18 protein-coding genes and 2 pseudogenes are annotated in these 24,982 nt (G+C 63.0%); 9 read left to right on the forward strand and 11 right to left on the reverse strand.

Features of this window, described 5'->3' with window-relative positions; genetic code table 11:
• Positions 1 to 72 precede the first annotated feature (72 nt).
• The 9 genes from QA609_RS13190 to QA609_RS13230 all read right to left on the reverse strand — a co-directional run bounded on the left by QA609_RS13190 (position 73) and on the right by QA609_RS13230 (position 9,455).
• Entirely contained in the window at positions 73 to 1,893 is a 1,821-nt protein-coding gene (locus tag QA609_RS13190) for a PQQ-binding-like beta-propeller repeat protein (protein ID WP_278303079.1), read from the reverse strand.
• Positions 1,894 to 2,145: 252 nt separating this feature from the next.
• Positions 2,146 to 2,883: a tRNA-dihydrouridine synthase gene (locus tag QA609_RS13195; RefSeq protein WP_278303080.1), complete on the reverse strand. Its 738-nt coding sequence runs from the start codon at positions 2,881 to 2,883 to the stop codon at positions 2,146 to 2,148.
• A gap of 1 nt (position 2,884) precedes the next feature.
• Positions 2,885 to 3,877, reverse strand: coding sequence for a 2-phospho-L-lactate transferase (gene cofD, locus QA609_RS13200; RefSeq protein ID WP_278303081.1), 993 nt, complete (start codon positions 3,875 to 3,877; stop codon positions 2,885 to 2,887).
• Between the two features lie 250 nt (positions 3,878 to 4,127).
• A complete protein-coding gene (locus tag QA609_RS13205) occupies positions 4,128 to 4,496 on the reverse strand; it encodes a hypothetical protein (protein WP_278303082.1) in 369 nt (122 codons plus the stop codon).
• Positions 4,497 to 4,779: 283 nt separating this feature from the next.
• Entirely contained in the window at positions 4,780 to 5,286 is a 507-nt protein-coding gene (locus QA609_RS13210) for a GNAT family N-acetyltransferase (protein WP_278303083.1), read from the reverse strand.
• A gap of 291 nt (positions 5,287 to 5,577) precedes the next feature.
• Positions 5,578 to 6,039, reverse strand: a complete 462-nt coding sequence (locus tag QA609_RS13215) for a pyridoxamine 5'-phosphate oxidase family protein (protein WP_278303084.1) — start codon at positions 6,037 to 6,039, stop codon at positions 5,578 to 5,580.
• Between the two features lie 284 nt (positions 6,040 to 6,323).
• Entirely contained in the window at positions 6,324 to 7,124 is an 801-nt protein-coding gene (locus QA609_RS13220) for an aldo/keto reductase (RefSeq protein ID WP_278303085.1), read from the reverse strand.
• Positions 7,125 to 7,259: 135 nt separating this feature from the next.
• The gene (locus QA609_RS13225; protein ID WP_278303086.1) at positions 7,260 to 7,793 is read right to left on the reverse strand and encodes a DsrE family protein; all 534 of its coding nucleotides are present in this window, start codon (positions 7,791 to 7,793) and stop codon (positions 7,260 to 7,262) included.
• A 99-nt stretch (positions 7,794 to 7,892) separates the two neighbouring features.
• A complete protein-coding gene (locus tag QA609_RS13230) occupies positions 7,893 to 9,455 on the reverse strand; it encodes a hypothetical protein (RefSeq protein WP_278303087.1) in 1,563 nt (520 codons plus the stop codon).
• 96 nt (positions 9,456 to 9,551) lie between these two features.
• Between QA609_RS13230 and ligA the strand changes: the two genes are divergently transcribed.
• Together ligA and QA609_RS13240 are read left to right on the forward strand one after the other, a co-directional pair.
• On the forward strand, positions 9,552 to 11,345 hold the full coding sequence (gene ligA / locus QA609_RS13235; RefSeq protein WP_278303088.1) for an ATP-dependent DNA ligase LigA: 1,794 nt from the start codon (positions 9,552 to 9,554) through the stop codon (positions 11,343 to 11,345).
• A 520-nt stretch (positions 11,346 to 11,865) separates the two neighbouring features.
• Positions 11,866 to 13,065, forward strand: coding sequence for an asparaginase (locus QA609_RS13240; RefSeq protein ID WP_278303089.1), 1,200 nt, complete (start codon positions 11,866 to 11,868; stop codon positions 13,063 to 13,065).
• 179 nt (positions 13,066 to 13,244) lie between these two features.
• Here the strand turns inward: QA609_RS13240 and QA609_RS13245 are convergent.
• Positions 13,245 to 13,364: pseudogene (locus tag QA609_RS13245) on the reverse strand (oxidoreductase); the annotation flags it as partial.
• 354 nt (positions 13,365 to 13,718) lie between these two features.
• On the opposite strand from QA609_RS13245, the gene QA609_RS13250 reads away from it, so the two are divergent.
• Together QA609_RS13250 and QA609_RS13255 are read left to right on the forward strand one after the other, a co-directional pair.
• Positions 13,719 to 14,471, forward strand: a complete 753-nt coding sequence (locus QA609_RS13250; protein ID WP_278303090.1) for a hypothetical protein — start codon at positions 13,719 to 13,721, stop codon at positions 14,469 to 14,471.
• 148 nt (positions 14,472 to 14,619) lie between these two features.
• Entirely contained in the window at positions 14,620 to 14,865 is a 246-nt protein-coding gene (locus QA609_RS13255) for a hypothetical protein (protein WP_278303091.1), read from the forward strand.
• Positions 14,866 to 15,019: 154 nt separating this feature from the next.
• On the opposite strand, the gene QA609_RS13260 is transcribed toward QA609_RS13255, so the two are convergent.
• Positions 15,020 to 15,688 carry an FAD-dependent oxidoreductase gene (locus QA609_RS13260; RefSeq protein WP_278303092.1) on the reverse strand — a complete coding sequence of 223 codons (669 nt, stop codon included), beginning with the start codon at positions 15,686 to 15,688 and terminating at the stop codon, positions 15,020 to 15,022.
• A gap of 148 nt (positions 15,689 to 15,836) precedes the next feature.
• Here QA609_RS13260 and QA609_RS13265 point away from each other — a divergent pair, with 148 nt between their 5' ends.
• The 5 genes and pseudogenes from QA609_RS13265 to QA609_RS13285 all read left to right on the forward strand — a co-directional run bounded on the left by QA609_RS13265 (position 15,837) and on the right by QA609_RS13285 (position 24,904).
• Complete coding sequence (locus QA609_RS13265; RefSeq protein WP_278303093.1) at positions 15,837 to 17,594, forward strand: 2-oxoacid:acceptor oxidoreductase subunit alpha; 1,758 nt, start codon at positions 15,837 to 15,839, stop codon at positions 17,592 to 17,594.
• On the forward strand, positions 17,591 to 18,457 hold the full coding sequence (locus QA609_RS13270; protein WP_278303094.1) for a 2-oxoacid:ferredoxin oxidoreductase subunit beta: 867 nt from the start codon (positions 17,591 to 17,593) through the stop codon (positions 18,455 to 18,457). Before QA609_RS13265 ends, QA609_RS13270 begins: the two co-directional genes overlap by 4 nt.
• Before the next feature lie 180 nt (positions 18,458 to 18,637).
• Positions 18,638 to 19,468, forward strand: a complete 831-nt coding sequence (locus QA609_RS13275; protein ID WP_278303095.1) for a universal stress protein — start codon at positions 18,638 to 18,640, stop codon at positions 19,466 to 19,468.
• A gap of 27 nt (positions 19,469 to 19,495) precedes the next feature.
• Positions 19,496 to 20,138, forward strand: a pseudogene (locus tag QA609_RS13280) (ZIP family metal transporter).
• A gap of 272 nt (positions 20,139 to 20,410) precedes the next feature.
• Entirely contained in the window at positions 20,411 to 24,904 is a 4,494-nt protein-coding gene (locus tag QA609_RS13285) for a hypothetical protein (RefSeq protein WP_278303096.1), read from the forward strand.
• Positions 24,905 to 24,982: the final 78 nt, after the last annotated feature.

A 24,982-nucleotide genomic window follows, 5' to 3' on the forward strand; every position in this document is an offset into this window, starting at 1 on the left:
TGCCGGTGGGACCGCAGGCCGGATCGCGGTCCCTCCGGAACTGGCGTCCAGCAGACAGTATGAGAACTCGAGCTACTCGCGGTCGTCTTCCTCGACGCTCGCGCGTCGGCGCAGCCACTCGAGGCCGAGCGCGCCGCCGGCGATCCCGGCGCCGGCCGTAAAGCCGGGCATTCCCTCGGTGTCGTCGTCCTCGTCGACGGGGTCACCGTCGTCCGGCTCATCGACTTCGTCGCCGTCCCGGCTACTCGCGGAGCTGTTCTCCTCGGTTTCTCGAGTTCCGTCGTCGTCCGAGCCGTCGGCCGTCACGTCGTCATCGCCAGTGGTCGTGTCGTCCGTCGCTCCGGCATCGGTTTCGTCGCTGCCCGTCGTTCCGTCGTCGGTGTCCTCGGAGTCAACAGTGGCGTTCCCGTCGGCGTCGCCGTCCGTCTCCTCACCGGTGTAGCCGTCGTCGGTTTCGGAGCTATCGTCGCCGTTACCGTCCGCTATCTCCTCGGGGTCATCGCTCTCCGAGTCAGCAGCCCCATCGTCGCCGTCCGAACCGTCGCTTCCGTCCCCGTCGGAGCCGGCCTCGCCGTCACCGTCGTCGCTCTCGGACTCGTCTGCGGAATCGTTTCCGTCGTCGCTGGCGGGCTCCTCGGATTCCTCGTCCTCGCCGCCCGATCCGGAGCGGACGGCCACCAGCCGCTCGTCACCTGCATCCTCGCTTGCTGCGACGTAGACGGTGTCCTCGCTGGCGGCGTACCAGTCCGAGAGATCGCCGATATCGAGGTCGTCGTGGGTGAACGTCCACTGCTCGGTACCGTCCTCGAGGTCGAACCCGTACAGCGCGTTCACGTGGTCGTCGCCCGGATAGTAGGGGACGATGACGGTCTCGCCGACGATCACCGGAAGACGCCAGGCGTCCGTCCCGCCCCCCTCGCTCCAGTTCTCGCCTGCTCCGTGGTCGGCGCTCTCGAAACCGTGTCGACCCGCCGTTACACGCGTCCCGTCGGTCATCGCGGGCGGGAACCTGAACGTGAGCCGCTCGACTTCCGCTCCGGTCTCGGCGTCGAGTACCGGATAGGTGTCGCCGTCGGCGATCGAGCCGGTGTAGACCCTGTCGGCGGTCGCCATCACGTAGCCGTGGGGATCCCACCGCCACTGCTCCCAGTAGGTCCACCGGGTTTCGCCGGTTTCCGCATCGAGCGCAGCGAAGCCCGCGGTGCCGTCGGCGCCGGTTCCGTCGCCGACTGCCGCGTATATCGACCCGTTCGCGACCGCGAGGGGGACGGCCGCGAACGAAACTGTCGCGTCGTCGATCTCGGGCGTTCCGGTCTCGGCCTCTCGCTCGAGGGCGACCGACTCGCGGCGCCACTCGACGTCGCCGTCGGCCGCGTCGACCGCGAGCAGTTCCCCGTCGGCGACGAGGTAGACGGTTCCGTCGGCGACCGTCGGGGACGTCGACTCCCCGCCCTCGAGGTCGGCCGTCCACCGCACCTCGCCGCTGTCGGCGTCCAGGGCCGTGAGTTCCTCGCCACCGACGTAAACCGTGTCGTCCGCGACGGCCGGCGTGCCGTCGGCGCCGAGCCCCTCCGCGGTCCAGGCTACCGATCCCTCGCTATCGTCGAGCGCGTGGACGCCCGCCCCGGTTCGGAGGTAGACCGTCCCGTCAACGGCCGCGAGGTCGCCCGCCCGGCCGTACGTCCACGCTACCGTCTCGGGTTCGGCGAATGCACCGTTCGCTGGCACGAACGCGGTGTTTCCCGCGTTCCCGCGGTAGGACGACCACCCGTCCGCTTCCGCAGCCGTCGTCCCCTCGAACTCCGTCTCGGCCGTTCCGGCGGAGGCCAACACGCCTCCCGCCGCGAGCGCTACACCGGTCGACAGCACCGATCGACGACGCCAGTTTGCCATACACGCCCTCCCGTCGAGACGACTATTGCTATCAGGTTGCTACGGGAGAACTTATTCTATGCACAACAGTTGCGCACAATTGTATCTAGAATAAGCCCATCAATATATACTCGAACAGCGCGGATCGAACTATCCGGGTCGGTGGAGGCTCTTCGACCCCGAATCGCCATAGTAACCACCAAATAATCGATCGAAAAAAGTACGAATCGCGCCCGGCGATTCCGGAGCGCTATCACCGACACCGATGCCCGATCAATCGTCGAAGCGTCGAGCGACCGCCTCGCGGACACGCTCGAGCACGGCCGGATCTGTACTCGGTCGCCCGACGCTGACAGCGTCGGCCCCGTAGTCGGCGTACTCCCGGACCGCCTCGTCGTCGCGGACGCCGTTGTTCGCGATCACGTACAGGTCGGTCGCCGCGACGACCTCGGCGATCACCGACTCGGTGTCCATCGTATCGACGTGGACGAACGACGCGCCCACGCCCTCGAGTTCGGCGGCGAGCGCGGGCAGGTCGACGCCCGGAACCTCTGCGCGGACCTTGACCCCGACGACCGCGCCCGTCTCGGTCGCGCGAGCGACGTACTCGTGGAGGCGTTCGGTATCCCGCAGCAGCGTCTCGCCGCAGCCGACGGCACAGAGCTCGTCCTGACGGCAGTGGGCGTTGATCTCGAGGACAGCCCCCCGATCCCGACAGACCCGCGCCGCGTCGACGACCGGTTCGGGAGTCGCGCTGCGGACGTTGAATCCCGGACGGATCGGAACGTCCTCGAGGGCGGCCAACTCGTGATCGATGAACGCGAGGGGGTCCTCGGGGAGGAACTCGGTCCGATCGCGGTCGCGGACCATCTCGCGGGCCGCAGCTCTCGACTCCGCGTCGAGCGCGATCCCGCCGAGGAACGCGGCGCCCGCGTAGTCGGCGCCGGCGCGGGCCCAGTCGGCGTCGGCCTCCCCGCTGAGACTCGCCAGCGCGAGCGGTGGCTCGAACATCTCAGCGCACCCGCTCGAGGGCGTCCTCGACCGCGCCGATGACGCGCTCGGCGTCGGCCGGGTCGTCGGTTCGGATGTCGGTTCGGACCGTCGGCGCCTCGAGGCTCGTCCCGTCGTCCGCGTCGAGTACGAACGCGTCGGCGAAGGGGTAGGCCTCGGGAAGCCCCGCCGTCCCGGGTTCGTAGCCGACCGCATCCATCAGCTCCGCGGCGGGCCCCGAGAACGCCTCGTCGCCGAGGAAGGGGGAGACGGCGACGACGGTCGTCTCCACGAGCGCGTCGGCGATCCCCGGCACGGCGAGCATCGGACCGATGCTGGTGATTGGGTTGGAGGGTCCGAGGACGACGGGCTCGGACAGGGCCTCGAGCACGCCCGGTGCGGGTTCTGCCGTTTCGGCGCCGCGGAACTCGACGTCTTCGACGGTCGGTTCCCCGCGCTCGGCGACCCAGTACTCCTGGAAGTGCATCGGGCCGTCGGGGGTGTGGACAATGCTCGCGACGGGGTCGTCGCTCATCGGCAACAGGTCGATCTCGAGATCGAACGCCTCGCCGAGCTTGCGGGTCGCCTCGCTCAGCGAGCGTCCCTGATCGATGAGACTCGTCCGCGTGATGTGGACCGCACGGTCGCGGTCGCCGATCGTCATGAACTCCGCGACCCCCGAGAAGCGCCGCCAGTTCGCGAGCTCCCGACCCGCGGTCTGTCGGGCGGCGGCGAGGTACTGCGGTCCCGTCGGCAGCTCCGCGGCGTCGGCGATCGCCATCAGTTCGGCGTTCGTCTCGTGGCTGTCGTCCGCGATTCCCCACCACGTCTCGCGGTCGAGGACGTTCCCGCCCTGGAAGAGGACGGTGTCGACGTCCGGCGAGACGAACAGCCCGCCGAGTTCTATGTCGTCACCGGTGTTGGCGACGACCGTCGTCTCCGACGGCGAGAACGCGGCCTCGAGGCCGTCGAGCAGCTTCGGCGTCCCGGTGCCCCCGGAGAGAAACGTAACCATACGCGAGTCTCTCGAGCGAGGGCGTCTAATGCGTTGCGACCCTGCGCGACCAAGGGTGTGAGGAAACCATCAAACAGCTCATAGATTCCAGCTGCGAGAACGGTACGTACAGGGCAAGTAGGTAACGGCGTAGCAATTGATCCCTCCGATGGCTGTCAAGAGGAGGCTGCTGAATATAGAGGATAAGTTCAGCACAACGACTGGACTAATCACCCGATCTGTATTCGGGTGTTCCGGTGACTGAAGCTGCTTATCGAGCGTTAGCTTTCGCCTCTTCAAAAAATAGATACAGTGCGATCACGGTAAGCCCGGTGCTGAGAATCCCGGTAGCAATCCCGAAAGCTAGGAACCGCATACCGTCAAGAAACCAGATAATGCCTAGAGCCACGATGTGGAGAACCCCCAGGAGGTACAGAATCGGGTTCCAAAATCGAGTCATGAACAACACGACACCGAGGAGAAAACTGGCACCGATAACAAAAAACGGCGATTGACTCTCCGTATACCCGATATAGATATTTATCGCTGCAACGCATACCGACAGTAACAGTCCCGTCCAGTGAAGCCAGTTCCACGAGGAAACATCCGCCATTACTCCATTGAACTCGGTATCGTGCATATTCGAAATCTATGCCGGCTATGATAAGTGACTGTGGAATTCCGGTTTTGAGCGGTTCCTGAGTTATTAGTGAGTTTCCTCCGATCACTCTGAGCTAACCCCTCCTGAACGAGACTCTGTGCGAGATACGCACCGTGTATCAGCGAGCCCGCTAAAACCAATTTCCGACTGAGAATTTCAGCAAGGCCGCTTATTTCGTCCACCCAAGTCGAAGCTAACCGATTCACGCGGAGCTGAAAGTAACACTACGACAGATATTATACACAATGCTGTAGGGGTCGGATCAGAGTGAGGTCTCATAAACGTACTCCTCGACGTCCGGTTTGAGATTGCTACTCTGGGTTCCGATCCGTTCGAAGCCGGCCGATTCGTAGAACGAGACGGCCACCTCGTTGCCCGCGAGGACGGCAAGATACAGCCGATCGTACTCCCCGCGGAGGGAGTCTTGTATGCGCGTAAGGAGCGACATGCCGATCCCCTCGCCCCATCGGTCAGGACGAACGTAGATCCGGTTCAGCGACGCGACCGATGGGCGCTCGCGGTGCGGACCGGCATGCGCGAAGCCGACGGGTTCGTTCGCTTCCTCGGCGATCAAGAAGACGGCGTCCTCACGGGTACATGCCTCAGTAATCGATGCCCTGAGGTCCTCGAGTGCGTACCACTGGTCGATCGTCTCTGTGACGATCTCGGCTCCGAGAATCGAGTCGTAGGCGGCGTGCCAACTCTTACGAGCGATTTCCTGGATTGCCGTCGCGTCGTCTGGGACTGCACATCGAATGTTCGGAGACACGTCCCTTTGTTTGAGATCCTGGCGATAAGCTATTTCTCTACTTCACTGATTGGTCATCAGGATTATCGAAAGACTCCTCATCGCTAAGTGGGTGATCACTGGTAGCTATCTGGAGAGGCGCATTCCTTGGTAGCCGCCCTTCCATTTGTGCTACACTCGCGCTCTGTATCTTGCGCGCTTCGCTCGACCTATTCAGTAGTTGGCAGAAATCGTATGCAAGATACGGAGGATTGATGCAGCAGAGTGGTCGCAATGTTCGATCAATACCAGATAAAGCGGTTGTTTGAGACGTCACAGTTCCGTTATTGTCTCTTTGCGACCGGTGAGGGTCTCTGGAACGAGTCGGTAGAACGAAAAGCTGATATCTTTGGGTGGATCACCGAATATATCCACAAACGGAATCGTGACTCCTTCGAGCCCTGAGAGCGCTTCCGTGGCAGTTTCGGCACCTGTCGTCGGTTCTAGAGAGCCTTGTGCGACGATGCTAACGTAGCCACCGATTTCTCCATCATCACCGTAGGTGACGAACGTCACAGATCTCTCTTCCAGGTTACCTTTCTGTTGGGGCGGGAGATCTGCAACCCGGAAAAAGAAGGCAGTCTGGTCGGCGTTGTATCCAAACGAAACGGGGACGCTGTGTGGTGGCTCGTCGGCTGGTGTCGACAACGAGAGAACTCCGGTATCGACACGAGCTAAGAACCCGTCTATCTCCGACTCGCTCAGCTGATTCTCCTCTGGACCATTACCAACCATACGCCTATGTAGATGATCGAATACCAAAAGGTAGAGGGTAGTATGTAGGAGTAGTCTCGATGATGGGCTGAACCCCCTATACTCCTTTCCGTCATCGACGGAACTGAGATCGCGCGTATTCTGCCCCCGGATCGTGCAAGATTCGCGCTATGTATTCACCACGGCTTTGTCAAAAACTCAGATACCTAACGAATTCAATCGCGTTAGATTCGCACTGCAGATGTATCGCCGGCTGTTCCTTTCACACGCATACTGAGGCTGAGTCATCGAAATCGAGAGCGCCGCTACCGGTTCCAGGCGGCCTCGTCGGGGTCGACCAGCCGCTGGCCGCGGTCGAGCGCGTCGATGCGTTCGCGCTCGTCGTCGGTCAACTCGAGTTCGAGGGCCGCGTAGTTCTCGCGGATGTGGTCGCCGGTCCCCTTTGGGATCGGGACGACGCCCTCCCGCCCGTAGTGCCAGGCCAGCGCGACCTGGATCGGCGTCGCGTCGTGGGCGTCGGCGATCTCCCGGAGCTCGTCGATCTCGTTGACCTCGGCCTTCGCGATGGGACAGTACGCGACGGTCGTCACGTCCCGCTCGCGCGCGGAGGAAACGAGATCGTCCTGCTGGAGCTCCGGATGAAGTTCGACCTGGTTGGCGAGGACGGGTGCCTCGAGGATCTCGATCGCCTCCTCGAGCAGGTCGGTCGTGAAGTTGCTAACCCCGACGTGGTCGGTCCAGCCGCGGTCGCAAACCTCGTCGAACGCGGGCAGCGTCTCCTCGGGGTCGTAGGCGCCCGTCGGCCAGTGGACGTACAGCAGGTCGACCCGCTCGACGCCGAGGCGCTCGAGACTCGCCTCGGTCGTCTCGAGGACGTCCTCGCGCGCGAGGTTCTCGGGGTGGACCTTCGTCGCGAGGAAGATGTCCTCGCGGTCGACGTCGCTCTCCTCGAGCGCGCGGCCGACGGCGGCCTCGTTGTCGTACATCTGTGCCGTGTCGATGTGGCGGTAGCCGGCCTCGAGCGCAGTCAGGACGGCCTCGGTGCAGGCCTCGTCCTCGTGACCCGAGGTGCCCAGACCAGGCTGTGGGATCTCCGTCGGTGGCATGGGATCCGCTACGTCGACCCGTCACTCGGGGGTGAGGAAAGCGGCAAGGTGGGATCGGGGAACGCGGCGAGGCGGGCTCCGAGTGCGGCGACGCACTGGAATCGGTCGGCCGAGGAGGATCGATCGAACCGCGGCTCAGGGAACCTTGATGTAGCCGTACCCCTCCGCCTGGAGTGTCGCAATCTCGCCGACCGAGGCGGGAACGATCGTCGCCTCCTCGAGCAGCTCCGACTCGTCGATCCCGAACCCCTCGAGGGAGTTCGCACAGCCTTTGAACGCGACGCCGTCGTCGGCGAGCGCGCGGATCCGATCCGCGTGCTCGGTCTCGTCGGCGACGTAGACCGAGATGGCGGGCCCGTTGACGACGAACTCGACCGCGTCGGTGTCGGTCGTCTCGTCGGCCAGCAGGTTCTCCAGATTGTTCAGCGCCCGGTCGTGATCGGCCTCGTCGCCGCTGGTCAGGTGGAGGATCGTCCTGATAGGCGGCTCCTCGTCGTCCGTGGCGGGTTCCTCCTCGGACTCCTCCGGGGTCGTCTCCCCGTCGCTCTCCGTCTCGGTCGGATCGGCGTCGTCCTCGTCGTCACCGCCCGCGCGCCCGACCGCGTAGCCGCCGGCCGTTCCGACCGCGACCACCGATCCGGTTCCCGCGAGGTAGCGTCGTCGGTTCATACGTACGAATGCACGCGAGTTGATAAAAGAGTTGTAGATGACTGTCGGCCTCGAGTACACTTCCGGCGGAATCGGCCTGTAGTGGACTCTTCGAGAACGCTACCGATCGACGAACCAGTCGGCGAAGCTCCCCTCGAGCAGCGTCTCGGACTGGTTCTCGACGTAGCGCTGTTGCATCGATTCGATCGCCGTCTCGAGGTCGGCGCCGTCGTCGACCGCCTCTCGGACCCGGTCGTGCTTCCAGCGGGCAGGGGTCATCTTCTGGCGAACCCGCCGCCGGAGCGGGTAGAGGTACTTCGCGGCCTCCTCCTCGGTGAGCCCGCGGTTCGTGAGCCCGTCCTCGGCGTGGGCGAGCAGGTCCTCGTACAGTTCGAGTCGGTCGGTGGTCTCCCGTCCGTCGTTGGTGATCCAGGTCAGTTCGGCGTCGAATCCCTCGCGCATCGCGGCGTAGAAGTTCTCGCGGGCGACCTCCCAGTCGAGTTCGACGATCGGATGCTCGAGTCGGGTCAGGCTCTCGAGCAGGCCGGCGAAGGCCGCGAGGAAGGCGATCGAATCCCTGACCGTGGGCTGGGCGGCGACGGGCCGGAACTCGATGCGGGCGTTGGCGGCCGAGCGGGTCGGCCCGCCGAACACCGGGCGGATCCACCGCCAGTAGGTGCCGTGCTTGCGCCGGAAGTGAGAGAAGCTGTCGTCGAAGCGCTCGCCGCCCTCGACGGGCATCGGGACGATAGTGTCGTCGGTGGCGATGCGATCGATCGCTTCCTCGACGCTCTGTAAGTCCTTCGGGAACCGGACCTTCCCCTCGCCCGTCGCCGGATCGTTGAGCACCGTCTCGAAGACGCTGATCCGGTGTTCCATCCAGGCGTCCGCGAGGACCGCTTCGGCCGTCGCCGACTCGTCGTACAGATCGGGCGGAAAGAACGGGGAGTTGACGCCGAGTGCGAGCAGCGGGCCGGCGACGCGCAGCGCGTAATTGAAGTAGTACGGGAGGTCCGACGCGTGAGCGACCTGGTAGTGGGGCTGGATCGATGTGATCAGGCTCTCGGGCATAACGGTGTCGGCCTGCAGGGAGACGTTTGGCGCCTCGATACGCATCCCTGCGGTGTCGGCTCCGCTCGTGTTCGCCATCGCGTGGTAGCGACCCGAGTCGCTCATGTTCGTCGCGACGCGGATCGTCCGTTCGGTGCCGTTCTCGGCCGTGATCGTCTGCTCGATGCTGTCGGTGAGGTAGGTCCGGGCGTCCTCGCCCTCCGGCGGGATCGTCCACAGCGAGTCGCTCACCAGTCGCATCCTCTCCGAGCGAGTTACCCGCAGCGCGGTCTGCAGACGAGCTTTGATCTCGGCTTCCTGGGCGACCAGCCCGTACGCGCTCAGCGGCTGGGGGCTGGTCGTCATCTCGGCGTTGTGCAGCCCCAGCTCCTTCTCGAAGCCGATCAGCTCGAGCAGCCGTCGGGGGACCCGCCGGAGCGTGCAGTCGTCGGATTTGACGGCGTAGAACTCGTACTCGAAACCGACGATCGCCTGCGGGTTGTCGAAGACCCCCTCCTCGACGGCCTCCTTGATCACCTCGGCGTCGGCCTCGGCTCGGTCGCGAAACTCGTCGGCGTCGACGGACAGCACGTCCGCGACCCGCGACGCGAGCTCCGCCTCTCCTGATGGCATACACCCGTGTCCGCGCCCGACTGTCTTGAAAGCACGCCATCGAGGATCGACCGGTCTCCGAACGGTTTTACACCCGCCGACGGCTACACGCTACCGATGGAGTTCGCCACGTTCGCCGACCGAGCCGCCGCGATCGAAGCCGAGCCCGCGGACCTCGAGATCGTCGCCCGCGTCGCGACCCTGCTCGAGGACGCGGCCGACGGGGACGGGGGCCGGACCGTCGAGGTCGTCGCCCGCTACGTCCAGGGGCGAGTCTTCCCCGCCTGGACCTCGAGAACGCTCGACATCGGACCCAGCGCCTGCTACGAGGCGATCGCCCGTGCGGCCGGGACGAACGTCTCCACCGACGACGTCGAGGATCGGCTCGCCGAGGTCGGCGAGATCGGCGACGTGGCCGCGAGCTACGACTTCGGCGGCCAGCGGGGACTGGGCGCCTTCGGGAACAGCGACAACGCGAACGGAGGCGGCGACCTCACGGTTCTGGAAGTCGACGACACCTTACGCGAGCTCGCGGCCGCCGAGGGAGCAGGCAGCCAGGACCGCAAGGTCGACCTGCTGTTCGGCCTGTTCAACCGCTGCTCGAGCGACGAAGCTCGGTACCTCGCCCGCCTCGTGCTCTCGGAGATGCGCATCGGCGTCGGCGAGGGGACGGTTCGGGACGCGATCGGCGAGGCGTTCGACGTCCCCGTCGAAGCCGTTGCGCGCGCTCTGCAGGTGTCGAACGACTACGGCGAGGTGGCTCGGGTCGCGCTCGGGGACGGCCGCGAGGGACTCGACGCGATGGAACTCGAGGTCGGCCGACCGGTCCAGGCGATGCTCGCCCAGGCCGGCACCGTCACGGACGCGCTCGAGGACTGGGACGAGGCAGGGGTAGAGTGGAAGTACGACGGAGCGAGGGTGCAACTCCACCACGATCCGGACGGCGTAGCGGTCGACGACGCGGATGCGACCGTCGTCGACGATTCCGCGGGCGACACCCGAGTCTTCTCGAGAAACATGGAGGACGTCACCGACGCGCTCCCGGAGGTCGTCGAGTTCGCCGACGACCACCTCGCCGAACCCGCCATCCTCGACGGCGAGGTCGTCGCGATCGACGACGACGGCTCCCCGCTGCCGTTTCAGGAAGTTCTCAAGCGCTTCCGTCGCAAACACGACGTCGCGAAGGCCCGCGAGGACGTCGCCGTTCGGCCCGTCTTCTTCGACTGTCTGCACGCCGACGGCGAGGACCTGCTCGAAGAGCCGCTGACGACTCGCCACGACCGTCTCGAGGCCGTTCTCCGCGAGGAATCCGGACAGGAGCCCGACGAGGTCGAGGGGCTGTCCCTGTTGTGGCGCACCGACGATCCCGACGAGATCGAACGGATCGATACCGACGCGCTCGAGGCGGGCCACGAGGGGATCATGCTCAAAGACCTCGACTCGACGTACTCCCCGGGCCGTCGCGGGAAGAACTGGCGAAAGCGCAAACCCGACGTCGAGACGCTGGACTGCGTCGTCACGGGCGCGGAGTGGGGCGAGGGGCGTCGGGCGACGTACCTGGGCACGTTCGAGCTGTCGGTGCGAGACGACGACAGTGAGGAACGACGTTCCGCTGGCTCTGCGGTGGAACCGCAGAACCTCGAGACGGTCGGCAAGGTCGCGACGGGCATCACGGACGAGAAGCTCGCGGAGCTGACGGAACTGCTCGAGCCCCACGTCGCGAGCGAGGACGGCCAGACGGTCGAGCTCGAGCCCGCGGTCGTCTTCGAGGTCGGCTACGAGGAGATCCAGACCTCGCCGACGTACTCGTCGGGCTACGCCCTGCGGTTCCCGCGATTCGTCGGCGTGCGCTCGGACAAGGATCCTGAGGACGCAGACAGCGTGGGGCGGCTCGAACGACTCCATGAGTAGGACCGTCAAAAGTCGTCTGCGGTCTCGAGTCTACGCCGAATGAGTGGGACGACTGGCAGTCAATTCGGTGTGACACTTCCGGATCGTTATTTCTCGCGAGCCACACGGTACCATCCTGTCTCCTTATCCAATTCGTCCACTCACGACTCGTACCGCCCGGTACTCACTCGGCTCTGCTGAAGTCCGCTGTAGATTACAAATAACTGTCTGCGGATACAGAGACTGAATTCAGCAAAAAGTGGTCTATTCCTCGTTTTTTCGGAGGATCTGGATGAAGTGCCTACCAGGCAAATAAGTTAACAAACACTAACCAGAAGTAGTAAAGTCAACAATATGATATTATTGAGATTTATAGCATTTTGAAACAAGACCGAGTGGCCAGTATACTAGGAGAATTGTATTCATAACAATGTCACCCTCCTCTTCATACATACGAACATCATCAATCACCTGATAGGAAACAGTTATATTTTGAGGGAATTCACACATTTCTGTCTCTAAAAAGAGATAGATTGTAACCATGGAAAAGAGATTGAGAGGGGAAGGCGGTAGTATAATGCCGAATAGGCGTACATTCTTGCAGTTGACTGGTGCAGCAGCCGGATCCGGATTCATGTTTGCGAGCAGTACAGCAGCGAGCGACCAGGTAGAGAACGCAGAACTTCCTGACTACGAAGACCGTCCAGAGGTCAGAGTCGTCGGAACCGGTGGAACGATCGCAAGTACCCAAGAGGCGGCCGAAGATGGCGGCTATTCGCTCGACGAGCAGGCAGAAGCAATCGTCGACGCTGTCCCAGTACTTGACGATTTCGCTGAGATTACCTTCGATCAACCCGTCCAAAAACCAAGTCCATTTCTCAACGCTGAAGATTTTGTCGAAATTTCGAAGGCGATAATGGACGCCGCGAGAGAGGGAGTTGACGGTATACTTGTCACTCATGGGACAGACGCGATCGAAGAGAACGCGTTCTTTCAGGACCTCGTTCTCGATCTTGATATTCCGGTCGTGTTCGTTGGAGCGATGCGTCCGGCGGACGCAATAAGCGCTGATGGACCGGCAAACCTCCTCTCAGCCGTTCGCCTCTGCACTCGTGAAGAGTTCCACTTAGCGGACGAACCGAGCGGGGTCTACATGGTGATGAACGATACGATCCACGCAGCTCGTGACGTCCGGAAATCGCACACATCGATGGTCGATACGTTCGAATCCGGACCTGCTGGCCCGATCGGCATCCTCACAGATAGCGAAATCGTCCTGTATCGTGAGCCGGGAAGTTATACCGCAGACCTCTCCTGTGAAAACCTCGATGAGGTACCGAACAAGACCGTTCCAATCGCAGACACAGGTGCCGGATACGATCCATTCATCTTCGAGCAGGCAACCGCGGGTGAGTACGATGTGGACGGCATCGTTCTACATACCACTGGCAATGGAGGGGTGCAGCCACCAATCACAGAGGCACGGGACAAAGCACTCGAGGCAGGTATCCCAGTCACTGCGAGTACTCGCGTCTACTGGGGCCCGATGAGTTCAGGCCCTACCCCCGCTGACGAAGAAGGGTCGCTCGTCACGATGGAAGACATACCAGCGTGGAACGCGCGGCTACTGATGATGGTAGCTTTGACAGCTTTGGAAGACGAGCCCGCTATTGAGGCAGTCCGCCAAGCGGTGTACGAGAGCAAGTACGCGAGCGAAACCGTCAGTCCGTCGGCTCTGTAATACGCGGTTCGCCGCTCGGTCGCGGCGAGCCCACTAGAGCACACACCACTGCGAGCAGACCGCGAGGACGACACCTCAGCCGGTGGCAATCCGCTTTCGGGTCCTGCTCAGCCGATTCGGCAGGACGAGTCCCGGGCTACTCGAGCACATGAGTTGAGCCGGAAACGACGACAGGCGAGCTATCCGAAGTTCTCGATCAGCGCCTCGTCGGAATCGCCACCAGCGTCGTCGATCGTTTCGGCGACGAACGTGACAAAGTCGTAGAAGCCGAAGGCGTAGAGCTGGCCGCCCTCGAGGTGGGGTCCTCGATTACCTCGTGCAGCGTCTCGTCGCGTCAGCGATTTCTCGGTCGAGCAACTCGAGCATGCCCCCTAACCGCGTGTTCGTAATTAGAAGCTGATTCAGCGATACGTTGGCTGTTAGATCGCCTCTATATCTGGATAATTATACTTAAATATTAATGCTATAGTATAAATAGAAAAGTAGTACCAAACTGAGTGATGTCTACCGACAAGCGGACATCTCGGCGACGTACCGTACTTCGAGCAATCGCGGGGTCGGCCTCTCTCGGTGGCGTAGGTGTCGCTACGGGAGAAGACAATCGAGGCCGAGGAAACAGCCGAGAACACTCGCAAAGCGACCGAAGACGAACGATGGAACTCTCGGGATCGAACTCGTACGAGAACGAATTGACGAACGAGAACAGCGCACCCGGAGAGAGTTACGAGGAGCTACAGGAAGAGCGCAAACGACGATTCGAGGAGCGAGTCGATTTCGACTTTGGTGCGCTAGCGACTGTCGGAGAAAACGATGATAATCTGGAGTACGTCGATCACTGGGAACACGATTACGACGTCAATTCGGACCAAACTGGAGCGACTATCGCCGAAACCGACCACGTAATAACGCTTCTAGAGTTGATCGACGACTACGGCAATCGAGTGACGGATTACGAGGGACGATACGTCTACGTTTTCGAACACTATTCGAAATCGGAGGGGCAACATAGGTGGTGGCACGGTGATCCGAAGACAACCCACCTGGATAATCACTTGGACATCAGTAACAGCAATGTTGAACTAACTGACCGGGATCCAAGTACGACACGGACTATCGACGGCGACTACGCCACTGTTAGCCTCGAAGGAAGCGCCAGATCGGTCGGATTCTCCCTTTCCTATCCTGTGTACGTAGATAACGGTCAAATCGGCCCTGGGAAATATTCACCAGGTAGCGCCGGAGAGTACTCGGTCAGGTTCTCCGGGTGTAGCGAAAGAGACGTCACCGACACCATCGGTTATTCCGAACTTCGAAGTTCGGTGGTCATTCCGGACCTCGAGAGCGGAATCGGCCTCAGTTGGTCGACGGAAGCCAAGGCACAAACGACCAATTCAGGTCCCTGCTGACTTCCCCGAAATAGTAGCGAGTGCCCTCCGTTCGATGACGATGACCTCAAAGAAATCTTATATTCATAGATATAGATATATTAAATAACCACGCTAAAATGAATGTAAATGGAATGTCGATAGAACTGCAGCAATAACAAATGAAATTATGGCACGAACAGGGACAAACACACGCGAACTGTTGGGAGAAAGCATCGAAATGTTCAAATTGTTGGCAGCTTGGTCAGCTATTGCCGTCGTTCCGCTGGCCTACTACGCGTTCGTCGATTCGGACAGCGTAATCGGTCTCGGCTCTCGATACGTCGGGTACTTCGTGCTCGTTCTCGGCGGCGCCAACGTGTTGCTGTACGTGATCGCAAGAGGTATCTCCCTCGCACGGACCGACCGCGTCTGAGACAGATCGCTGTACCGATGTTCCGGCACAACCGCCGCCCCGGGTCGCGGGCGCGCCGGAAACGACAGAATCCAGTAAACCGTCCGAGGGGTTCTCGTCGACAGCGCTGACGAATCTGATCGAGCGAAAACGACGGAACCGGATTCGAGAGGACTCAGCCGAAGTTCTCAATCAGCGCCTCGTCGGAATCGCCGCCGGCCTCGTCGATCGTCTCGGCGACGAACGCGACGAAGTCGTGGAAGCCGAAGGCGTAGAGCTGGCCGTCCTCGAGGTGGTCCTCGATCGCCTCGCGCAGGCTCTCCTCGTCGTCCTCGTCGACGAAGACGACCGTCGCGCCGGCATCCTCGAGGGCCTCGAGGCGGTCGACGTGGGCCGGTTCGTCGTCCTGGTAGACGACGACGGCGTCGTGGCCCGCGTCGTGAGCGGCCTCGGCGATCGAGACCGCGGGACCGACACCGGGGCCGCCCGCGACGGCGACGATATCCCGGTCCTGTTCGTAGGTGATCTCGCCGAACGGGCCCTCGACGTGGACGACCGCGCCCGGTTCGAGGTCGGCGAGCCACGGCGAGAGGTCGCCGTCGGGATCGACGCCGACGGTGAGTTCGAACGTGTCCTCGACCGAGGACGACGAGAGCGTGTAGTGGCGCGCGACGACGTCGTCCTCGTCGTGATCGGCCTGCTGGTCGTCGGCTCCCGGCACGGCCCGGAGCAACACGAACTGTCCCGGAAGCGCGTCGAACCCGTCGGGTGTCTCGAGTTCGAGCGCGACGGTTTCGGGGCCGACCTCGCGTACGGCGTCGACGGCGACTGGCGTCCCTTCCATGTTCGATAAGTTCGGGAGGAGCGTGAAAAGCGGTTCCGTTCCGTCCAGGCCGAACGGAGCCGACTTGCGGATATACTCACGCTCGAGTAAGCCTCTATGAGGGCTTTCAGAAGCCTTTTCATTTACTGGGAGCAAGGTTCTGCATAACATGGCAGCGGACCTCAACTGGGCGATCGGAGGCGAGGCTGGCGACGGCATCGACTCCACCGGCAAAATCTTCGCTCAAGCACTCTCGCGTGCCGGGCGACACGTATTCACCTCGAAGGACTTCGCGTCTCGGATCCGTGGCGGTTACACGGCCTACAAGATTCGAACGTCTGTCGACGAGGTCCAGAGCGTCGTCGACCGACTCGACATCCTCGTCGCGCTTACACAGCGAACGATCGACGAGAATCTCGACGAACTCCACGACGGCAGCGCGATCATCTACGACGGCGAACGCTCCTGGGACGCCGAGATCCCCGAGGAGATGAAGGGGATCGACGTCCCGCTGAAGTCGCTGGCCGAGGACGCCGGCGGCGCGATCATGCGTAACATCGTCGCGCTCGGGGCCGCCTGCGAGATCACCGGCTTCGACGTCGAGTACCTCGACGAATCCCTCGAGAAGCGCTTCGGTGGGAAGGGGACCCAGATCGTCGAGAACAACAAGGAGGCCGCCCGCCTGGGCCAGGAGTACGTCCAGGAGCACTACGACGTCGGCGACCTCGGCTACGACATGGAGACCACCGACAACGACTACGTCCTGCTCAACGGCAACGAGGCGATCGGTATGGGTGCGATCGCCGCCGGCTGTCGCTTTTATGCGGGCTACCCGATCACGCCCGCGACCTCGATCATGGAGTATCTAACGGGCCGAATCGAGGAGTACGGCGGCCACGTCGTCCAGGCCGAGGACGAGCTCTCGGCGATCAACATGACGCTGGGTGCCGCCCGATCGGGCGCCCGCTCGATGACGGCGACCTCGGGTGCCGGAATCGACCTCATGACCGAGACGTTCGGCCTGGTCGCGACCAGCGAGACGCCGATGGTCATCTGCGACGTCATGCGCTCGGGTCCCTCGACGGGGATGCCGACCAAACAGGAGCAGGGCGATCTGAACATGGCCCTGTACGGCGGCCACGGCGAGATTCCGCGGTTCGTCGTCGCGCCGACCTCGATCACCGAGTGTTTCTGGAAGACCATCGAGGCGTTCAACCTGGCCGAGAAGTACAACACGCCGGTCTTCCTCGTCTCCGACCTGGCGATGTCGGTGACCGAGCAGACGTTCCCGCCGGAAGCGTTCGACATGGACGCCGTCGAGATCGACCGCGGCAAGCTCGTCGACGACGAGGAAGTTCAGGAGTGGCTCGACAGCCAGGGTCGGTTCCGCGCCCACGCCGCGACCGAGGACGGCGTCAGCCCGCGTTCCATCCCCGGCACGACCGACGGCGCACACATGAGCACGGGGCTCGAGCACGACGAACTCGGTCGCCGGACCGAGGAACAGGAGATCCGCGTCCAGCAGGTCGACAAGCGAAACCGAAAGGTCGAGACCGCCAAAAACGAGGAGGAGTGGGAGTACCGCGAGTTCGGCAACCCCGATGCGGAGAACCTCGTCATCTCCTGGGGATCGAACGAGGGTGCGCTGGTCGAAGCCCTCGAGTACCTCGAGGACGAAGGTGTCGACGTCCGCGTGATCTCGGTGCCCTACATCTTCCCGCGACCCGACCTCACAGACGAGATCGAGGCCGCCGAGGAGACGATCGTCGTCGAGTGTAACGCGACGGGCCAGTTCGCAGACGTGATCGAACACGACGTCCTCACCCGCGTGAAACGCATCAACAAGTACACCGGCGTCCGCTTCAAGGCGGACGAGCTGGCCGAAGAGATTACGACCAAACTCACCGAGGAGGTGCCCGCACAATGAGCTCCGACGTTAGATTCACAGACTTCAAGTCCGACAAGCAGCCGACCTGGTGTCCCGGATGCGGCGACTTCGGGACGATGAACGGCATGATGAAAGCCCTCGCCGAGACCGGAAACGACCCGGACAACACGTTCGTCGTCGCCGGGATCGGCTGTTCCGGCAAGATCGGGACCTACATGCACAGCTACGCCCTCCACGGCGTCCACGGCCGTGCACTACCCGTCGGTCAGGGGGTCAAGATGGCCCGCCCCGACATCGAAGTGATGGTCGCCGGCGGGGACGGCGACGGCTACTCGATCGGCGCCGGCCACTTCGTCCACGCCGTCCGCCGGAACGTCGACATGACCTACGTCGTCATGGACAACCGCATCTACGGGCTTACGAAGGGCCAGGCCTCGCCGACCTCGCGGTCGGACTTCGAGACCTCGACGACCCCCGAGGGCCCCAAACAGCCCCCGGTTAACCCGCTCGCGCTCGCGCTGGCATCCGGCGCGTCGTTCGTCGCCCAGTCCTTTGCCTCCGACGCCCTGCGCCACCAGGAGATCGTCCAGAAGGCGATCGAACACGACGGGTTCGGCTTCGTCAACGTGTTCAGTCCCTGTGTGACGTTCAACGACGTCGACACCTACGACTACTTCCGCGACTCGCTGGTCGATCTCCAGGAGGACGAGGACCACGATCCGAACGACTACGAGGCCGCGAAGGAGGTCATCCTCGACAGCGAGAAGGAGTACCAGGGCGTGATGTACCAGAACGAGAACTCGGTGCCGTACAACGAACAACACGGCGTCACCGAGGACATGTCCGAGATTCCCGACGGCGCCCCCGAGGACGCGATGGACCTCGTCCGCGAGTTCTACTGACGACAGCCTCCAGCAGCGGTTTGATTTTCGCCGGCGACAACGCTCTCTGACCCGCACACTCGATCCTCCTGGGGCAGCGTCGTCAGCGTCCGACTCGAGGGGACGACCGACTGGCCGATGACCGACAGAGCGTGAGACGCCACCCCACGTTCATAGGGGTTGCCGTCGTACTCCGCTCCGATGAACGGGGACATTCTCGTCGCGACCGACGGCAGCGACATCGCGGCGACCGCCGCCGACCAGGGACTCGAGATCGCCGAACGGCTCGAGGCGACGGTCCACGTCGTCTCGGTCGTCGACCGAGCGGACGCCGACGACGAGTCGGTCCACGAGCGCCATCGGGAGTTCGTCGAGCGCGTCGAACGCGATTGCCGCGATCGGGGCCTCGCCGTCGAGACGAGCGTTCGCTCCGGTCGACCCGGCCAGGCACTGCTCAAGTACGCCGACGAGCGCGACGTCGGACTGATCGTCATGGGAACCCACGGTCGAACCGGCCTGAAGCGCTGGCTCATGGGGAGCGTCGCGATCGCGGTCGTCCGCGAGGCACAGTGTCCGGTGCTTACCGTCAACGCGACCGTTGTGGAGCCGATCCAGGAGATCGACGACGTGCTCATCGCGACCGACGGCCGGCCGGGGGTGGAAGCGGCCGTCGACCGGGGGCTCGACCTCGCGGCGGCCTGCGGCTCGCGCGTCCACTCGCTGTACGTCGTCGACGACGTTCACTCGAGTATGAACGTCGTCCTCGACGCGTTCGAGGAGATCGGCGAGCGCTCGACGAGCGCGATCGCCGAGCGGGCGAGCGAACGCGGTCTCGAGACCGAACGCGCGATCGAGCGGGGGATCCCTCACCGGGAGATCGTCGCCTACGCCGACGAGCGCGACGTCGACCTCGTCGTCGTCGGCACGGAGAGTCGCTCGGGACTCGATCGGGTCGTCGCCGGAAGCGTCTCCCAGCGGGTGATCGGCACCGCACCGGTGCCGGTGTTGTCGGTTCGGACGCTCGAGCGGTAACCGGTCCCGGAGCGGGACTTTGACAGAATGGTTCTCCCCGGGAACCTCGCGCTGGCGTCCCTCGCGGGACAGGTCACCGCATTAGCGACCGGTCTCGGCGCGATTCCGTTCTATTGCTTCGACGAGATCAGCGATCGACGAAACGTCTGGGGCTTTTCTTCCGGAGTCGTGGCCTCGGCGTCGGTCTTCGGAACACTCGTCCTCATTCCAGGAGTGTCGACAGTTCACAGCTTCCCGAGGTGAATCGCCATCGGCATCTCCTTTGCCGATCTCGGCCGCGAAGGTGGGGTTTCCCTGCTCGGCGTTACCGTCCCGCTGCTGGTGTTCATGACGGTCGGATCTCGATTCACAACGTTCCGGAGGGGACCGCCATCTCGATCCCGCTAAATTCACTCGGGTGGCGACCCGAAGGCTGGTCCGGAGGGACGATCTTCTCGAGCCCTCTGCAGCCGATCGGCGCCGTCCTTGCGTTCGGATTCGTTCAGGTTGCACGGGAGCTGCTCCCGTTCGGGTTCGGCTTCGCCGCCGGACGATGAGTTACTTCGTTCTCACGGAGTTCGTTCCGGAGCTGCCGGCAGTCGGCGAGGAGCTGCGCCGCGGCGGAAAGGCCGGGCTGGTAGGTGGCACCCCCATCGGTGTGCTCGTTATGCTCCTGCTCGCGTTCGTCTGACCGACGTATTCCGGAGCGGCCGATCCCGGTGGTTCGGTCCGACCCGACCTCGCTTCTAGAAGACTTATACCTATCAAGTGACCAGGCTGTCCACGCTAAGGATAGTCCGTAGATATAGACTGTGTTCTTGTCCTGAATGTTTATATTGCTGCAGTTATATTATATCTAAAACGACTAACAAAATCTGAAACTAATCGGAGCCGACTAAGATCAAGGAAGGACAGCAGTACGAAATTGCCACACGCGGTCAACGGAAGCGAAAACGCGAAACGATGACACCACAAATTCACAATCGAACCACTGACGCCGATGGGGTAGAGATCGACAGCGACTCGGAGACGCTCGATCTCGGCAGCGACGACGAAGCACAACACCACCAGAGCAACCGATCCGGTTTTGCATTCGTAACAGCAGAACCACTCGACGGCCTCGAATGCCGTATTTCTACGAAGAGCGAGGGCCTCATTACGGCGTATCTGGCGACCAGTTCCGGAACAGTTCTCGAACGGCAGACAGTTGCGGCCGTCGATCCGGGAGGATCCTTCACGTTCGAAACGGCACTCGAAGCGAACGAATCCTATCAGATCCTATGCGACGCCCAGGGACGCAACTACGTTCGGGGACGAGCCGAGGTCGAGTACCCCCTCGAGAACGACTCGTTTACCGTTAGTCACGGGATCTACACCGGAAGCGGTCTCGAGTCGGACAGTTACCGATACTGCATCGACCGGATCGGACCGATCCGCGAGCGGGAACGGGAGGGAGCGATCGATCTTGCAAGTGACGACGAGGGCCAATCCTGGCGTTCGCTGACCGGCCGTTCGGGGATTCGAATCCGGACCACGGAGGCCGTCGACGGACTCGAATGTCGCCTCTCGGAACGTTCGGAAAACCTCATTACGGCGTATCTCACTACGGACTCGGGCGACGTACTGGAGCGACAGATGATCGGCGCGTTCGACGCCGGGGACTCGTTCGCGTTCGAGGCGGAACTCGAGGCCGACGAAACCTACCGAGTCGTCTGTGACGCGCGAGGGCGGAGCTACGTTCGCGGACGGGCTGCGGTCGACTACCCCCTCGAGTCGGAGTCGCTTTCGGTCACCGACGGGATCTACGGCAACGGCCAGCGGTCCGATAGCTACCGGTACTGTTTCGACCGAATCGTACCCGGCGACGCCGGAGCGGTCTCGGATACCGGCTACGAGAGCGAGAACGAATCGGAAACCGACGACCCGGAGACGGACACGCTCGACCTCGGAAGCGACGAGGAGGGCCAGGCCTGGAGTTCGCTCGACGAGCCCTCCGGCGTCCGGTTCCGGGTCGACGAGGCCGTCGACGACGTCACGTGTCGGCTCTCAGCGGAGACCGACGGTGTCACGACGGCGGTCCTGACCGACGACGGCGGCGACGTCCTCGACGAGCAGTCGATCGACGATCTCGAGGCCGGCGACACGTTCGCCTTCGCGGCCGAGCTCGAGGCCGGCGAAACCTACGGGATCCTCCTCGACGCCGACGGCGAGAGCTACGTTCGTGGCCGAACCGCGGCCGACTACCCTCTCGAGAGCGCCGTCCTCGAGGCGGTCCACGGGATCTACAGCGGCGACTACGAGTCAGATAGCTACCGCTACTGCGTCGATCGAATCACCGTTTCGATCGCCGACTCCGAACCGAGCGAACCCGAGGAGTCCGAGCCCGAGGAATCCGGGTCGACGGAGAGTACGATCGATCTCGGCGACGACGAGGAGGGCCAGTCCTGGGGATCGCTGGATCAGCTGTCCGGCGTTCGGTTCCGGGCCGAAGAGGACCTCTCGAGGATCACGGGTCGACTCTCGCCCGAGACCGACGGCGTCACGACGGCGTACCTCACCGACGATGACGGCGACGCCCTCGAGGAGCAATCGATCGACGGTCTCGAGGCCGGAGAGACGTTCGCCTTCGACACCGCCCTCGAAGCTGGCGAAACGTACTGGATCGGCTGCGACGCGGATGGCGAGAGCTACACCCGTGGACGAGCCGGAGCCGACTACCCCCTCGAGGACGATCTGCTGGAGATCTCTCATGGGATCTACGGCGGCTACCTCGAGACCGACGACTACCGCTACTGTCTCGATCGGCTCTCCGTCGAGAGCGCCGGTTCGGGCGGCTACGAGACGGAGACCGAGGAGACCGAACTCGACCTCGGGAGCGACGAGGAGGCCCAGTCCTGGAGTACGCTGGACCGCCGCTCCGGCGTTCGGTTCCGGACCGAAGCGGAGCTCTCGAGGGTAACGGGCCGGCTCTCGGCGGAGACCGACGGCGTCACGACGGCAGCCCTGACCGACGACTCGGGATCGGTGCTCGAGGAGAAGTCGGTCGACGACCTCGAGGCCGGCGAAACGTTCGCCTTCGACGCCGCCCTCGAGGCCGACGAGGCCTACCGCATCCTGCTCGACGCCGACGGTGAGAGCTACGTTCGCGGCCGGGCCGAAGCCGACTACCCCCTCGAGGACGACCTGCTTTCGGTCACTCACGGGATCTACGGCGGCGAGTACGAGTCCGAGAGCTACCGCTACTGCGTCGATCGGATCGCCGCCGAGCGGGAGTACGAGGTTCCGGTCGAGAACGAGGAGGAGTCCGAATCCGAACCCGAACCCGAGGTCGAGACGATCGATCTCGGCGACGACGAGGAGGGACAGTCCAGGGACTCCCTGGACAGTCCCTCGGGCGTTCGCATCCGGGCGACCGAAAGCGTCGACACACTCGAGTGTCGGCTCTCGGCGGAGACCGACGGCGTCACGACGGCGTATCTCACAACCGACGACGTGACGACGGCCACTCCCGCCGAGGACGACGTCCTCGACGAGCAGTCGATCGCCGACCTCGAGGCAGGCGACACGTTCGCGTTCGACGTCGACCTCGAGGCTGACGACGTCCGCTGGATCGTCTGTGACGCGGAGGGTGACACCTACGTCCGTGGACGAGCCGGGGCCGACTATCCGATCGACGGCGACCTCCTCGAGGTGACCGACGGGATCTACGGCGGCTACCTCCAGTCGGAGAACTACCGGTACTGCGTCGATCGGATCGTCGTCGAGGGCGGTTCGTCGTCCGACGAGGCCGAGAGCGAACCGACCGAACCGGAGGTCCCCGCGCTCGAGCTCGGCGACGACGAGGAGGGTCAGTCCTGGAGCTCGCTGGACGACCGCTCCGGCGTTCGCCTGGTCGCGACCGAGAGCGTCGACGCGCTCGAGTGTCGGCTCTCGGCGGAGACCGACGGCGTCACGACGGCGGTCCTGACCGACGACGGCGGCGACGTCCTCGACGAGCGCTCGATCGGGACCCTCGAGGCCGGCGACGCGTTCGTGCTCAACGGCGAACTCGAGGCCGACGAAGCCTACAGAGTTCTCCTCGACGCCGACGGTGAGAGCTACGTTCGGGGTCGAACCGCGATCGAGTACCCGGTCGAGAGCGACTTCCTCGAGGCGACACACGGGATCTACGGTGGCGACTACGAGTCCGACAGCTATCGGTACTGTCTCGAGCGTATCGAGCCGACCGAGCCGGAGGAACACGAGCCGGAGCCGGAGTCGGCTCCGGCGCCGTCCGGTGCGACTCACGGACTGTTGGCCGACGTTAAACGGCGTCCTGACGACGTAACGACCGTCAACGTAGTCGACGAACCGTCTATCGACGAAGACGGCGATCTGTCGGCGGAAATACTGGCGTATCTCGACTCTCAGAGCGTCGTCAACCACGAGATCGTCATTCCGACGGGAACCTACCGCTGGAACACGGAGTTCTACGTCACTGATCCCGTCGAGTATATCGAAATTCGAGGCGACCTGCGGGCGACCCTCGAGATCCGCGACGAAGACGTCGATTTCGCGTTCGGGTTCGGAACGTGGGACGACAGCAACCCACCACAGCACGTCGTCGTTCGGAACGTCGACGTCGACATCGACGATCGAGACGAGCGGGACGCCTCGCTGATCACCGCCCACGTCGGGCGGTGTCTGATCGACAACGTCGAACTCATCGGACAGCGCATGCCGTACGGGCCCGAGGGGGGCGTCCGATACAGCTGTCTCATTAACACGCTGGATGAAGATGCGCTCTCGTTGATCCGCAACGTAACTATTCCGGACGGCGACATCGCGAACCCTGATCTGCAGCCAGTCGGCAACCACTCGATCGGCATCAGTGCTGACCCACCTCACGACGGAATAAATATCTGGCAGCAGTGTTTCGTCGAAAAGACCGTCGGAAACGGGTTCTACGTGCGAAACAGCCCCGGCGAGAACGTTCTCAACCGATGCGTCGCAGCGAACTGTGGTAGCGGGAACATTCGACTCGGTGTTGGGGATACGGCTCGTGATTGTAAGGTCTTCCTCGACAAAGGGTCAGAGCAGCTGTATCCAGGTGCGGCGCTCTGGCTCAACGGCGGTCAGCCGATCGCCGAACGCATCGAGATCGACGGCAGTGACGCCCAGAACGACATCGTCAGGGTCAACAGTGATGCCGATGGTGGCCATATCAAGGGTCTCGATCTGTTCTGTGGTGCCAACGTCGAAGCCCCCGCAATCCGCTGTACAGAGACGAGTAGCACGGACCCGAGAGGAGTCCTCATCGAGGACTTCGATGTCGAGGACATCACTACTTCCGGCGGCGGTAGCGTTCAAATACGTCGCTCCGACGTAACCCTCAAGAACGGCGCTATCGATGCGTCGTATCGGTCGGCACTCACCGGGAGCAGTGACCCGGACCTCGAAAACGTCGACATACTGTAGATTCGCGACTGATCCGGATCTCACACCGTTTCTTTTCGGCCCCACGGGATCGCGACTCGAAAAGGTTGAAGCCGACGC

The sequence above is a fragment of the Natronococcus sp. A-GB7 genome, from assembly GCF_029688865.1.
Lineage (GTDB): Archaea > Halobacteriota > Halobacteria > Halobacteriales > Natrialbaceae > Natronococcus.

Excerpts from the sequence above, each read along its gene's own strand:
- QA609_RS13275 (WP_278303095.1), top strand. The coding sequence starts at position 18,638 with ATGAACGGGGACATTCTCGTCGCGACCGACGGCAGCGACATCGCGGCG.
- QA609_RS13225 (WP_278303086.1), bottom strand. The coding sequence starts at position 7,793 with ATGAACCGACGACGCTACCTCGCGGGAACCGGATCGGTGGTCGCGGTC.
- QA609_RS13285 (WP_278303096.1), top strand. The coding sequence starts at position 20,411 with ATGACACCACAAATTCACAATCGAACCACTGACGCCGATGGGGTAGAG.
- QA609_RS13215 (WP_278303084.1), bottom strand. The coding sequence starts at position 6,039 with ATGGTTGGTAATGGTCCAGAGGAGAATCAGCTGAGCGAGTCGGAGATA.
- QA609_RS13250 (WP_278303090.1), top strand. The coding sequence starts at position 13,719 with ATGGAACTCTCGGGATCGAACTCGTACGAGAACGAATTGACGAACGAG.
- ligA (WP_278303088.1), top strand. The coding sequence starts at position 9,552 with ATGGAGTTCGCCACGTTCGCCGACCGAGCCGCCGCGATCGAAGCCGAG.
- QA609_RS13195 (WP_278303080.1), bottom strand. The coding sequence starts at position 2,883 with ATGTTCGAGCCACCGCTCGCGCTGGCGAGTCTCAGCGGGGAGGCCGAC.
- QA609_RS13220 (WP_278303085.1), bottom strand. The coding sequence starts at position 7,124 with ATGCCACCGACGGAGATCCCACAGCCTGGTCTGGGCACCTCGGGTCAC.
- QA609_RS13240 (WP_278303089.1), top strand. The coding sequence starts at position 11,866 with ATGGAAAAGAGATTGAGAGGGGAAGGCGGTAGTATAATGCCGAATAGG.
- cofD (WP_278303081.1), bottom strand. The coding sequence starts at position 3,877 with ATGGTTACGTTTCTCTCCGGGGGCACCGGGACGCCGAAGCTGCTCGAC.
- QA609_RS13265 (WP_278303093.1), top strand. The coding sequence starts at position 15,837 with ATGGCAGCGGACCTCAACTGGGCGATCGGAGGCGAGGCTGGCGACGGC.
- QA609_RS13230 (WP_278303087.1), bottom strand. The coding sequence starts at position 9,455 with ATGCCATCAGGAGAGGCGGAGCTCGCGTCGCGGGTCGCGGACGTGCTG.
- QA609_RS13205 (WP_278303082.1), bottom strand. The coding sequence starts at position 4,496 with ATGCACGATACCGAGTTCAATGGAGTAATGGCGGATGTTTCCTCGTGG.
- QA609_RS13255 (WP_278303091.1), top strand. The coding sequence starts at position 14,620 with ATGGCACGAACAGGGACAAACACACGCGAACTGTTGGGAGAAAGCATC.
- QA609_RS13270 (WP_278303094.1), top strand. The coding sequence starts at position 17,591 with ATGAGCTCCGACGTTAGATTCACAGACTTCAAGTCCGACAAGCAGCCG.
- QA609_RS13260 (WP_278303092.1), bottom strand. The coding sequence starts at position 15,688 with ATGGAAGGGACGCCAGTCGCCGTCGACGCCGTACGCGAGGTCGGCCCC.
- QA609_RS13190 (WP_278303079.1), bottom strand. The coding sequence starts at position 1,893 with ATGGCAAACTGGCGTCGTCGATCGGTGCTGTCGACCGGTGTAGCGCTC.